This is a genomic window from Pseudanabaena sp. SR411, from assembly GCF_002251945.1.
GTDB lineage: Bacteria > Cyanobacteriota > Cyanobacteriia > Pseudanabaenales > Pseudanabaenaceae > Pseudanabaena.
On record NZ_NDHW01000023.1, the window covers coordinates 1 to 1,117 of the forward strand.

Consider the following 1,117-nt stretch of genomic DNA (forward strand, 5'->3'; position numbering starts at 1 on the left):
TCCTTAATTCCTAATCCTAGATATTCTCCTTTTCATTCTCTTGGATTTGCTCAGTTATCCATTCTCTGGGTTACTTTTTCCTGCTCTTTTTTTGATTTTCTTAATCAACTTAGTCTAGACTCCAGTTAGATTACTGTTGTCATTTTGGCTGAGTTTGCCAATCTTAAATTCCAAGAATTCGATAAAGTCGATGACTTCACTGCGTTGCTGTGGTGGTAACTGCTTGAGTTTAGAAATCGCTATTTCTAGTGCGGTCATTTCAATCGCCCTCTTTATTACGATTAAATTAGCTTTAGTCTATCAAATTCCATTCCTTTTCGATGCGCTCTAGATCTTTGATTGCGCCGAGTTGTTGATAGATGGTTTTGGCTTTGTCGTAATATTGCTGAGCAAGGGTGAGGTTGCCACGTTGTTTTTCGAGTAAGGCAAAATCAAAATTCCCTTCAGCTATGAGATATAAACCGCCTAATTCTTCTTCAACTTCTAAACATTGCCTGAAGAGAGATTCCGCCGCATCCCAGTTGCCTCGATTGCGCTCGATATCTCCCAATACTCCCCAAGAAGTTGCCATACCCGCGCGATCGCCTAATTCTTCTTCAACAGCTAAACATTGCCTGATGAGAGATTCCGCCGCATACCAGTTGCCACGATTGCGCTCAATGTCTCCCAATAGTCCCCAAATTTCAGCCATACCCGCGCGATCGCCTAATTCAGTTCTTAATTGCAAAGATTGCCTGTAGAGAGATTCCGCCGCATCCAAGTTGCCACGATTGCGCTCGATGTCTCCCAATACTCCCCAAGAACTTGCCATACCCGCGCGATCTCTTAATTCTTCTTCAACTGCTAAACATTGCCTGTAGAGAGATTCTGCCGCATCCCAGTTGCTACGATTGCGCTTGATGTCTCCCAATGCTCCCCAAACAGCAGCCATACCTGCACGATCTCCTAATTCAGTCCTCAATTGCAAAGATTGCCTGAAGAGAGATTCCGCCGCATCCGAGTTGCCACGTTTGCGCTCGCGGCCCCCCACCGSTCCCCAAGAACTTGCCATACCCGCGCGATCTCTTAATTCTTCTTCAACTGCTAAACATTGCCTGTAGAGAGATTCYGCCGCATC

Annotated in this window: 2 protein-coding genes; both read right to left on the reverse strand. The window is 45.4% G+C overall.

The genetic code is table 11. The features are described from left to right. Positions 1-114 precede the first annotated feature (114 nt). Positions 115-258 carry a DUF2281 domain-containing protein gene (locus B9G53_RS26560; RefSeq protein ID WP_141211657.1) on the reverse strand — a complete coding sequence of 48 codons (144 nt, stop codon included), beginning with the start codon at positions 256-258 and terminating at the stop codon, positions 115-117. A 34-nt stretch (positions 259-292) separates the two neighbouring features. Beyond that, positions 293-1,117 (reverse strand): tetratricopeptide repeat protein (locus B9G53_RS00535; protein WP_141211658.1); only part of this gene is annotated, 825 nt, incomplete at its 5' end.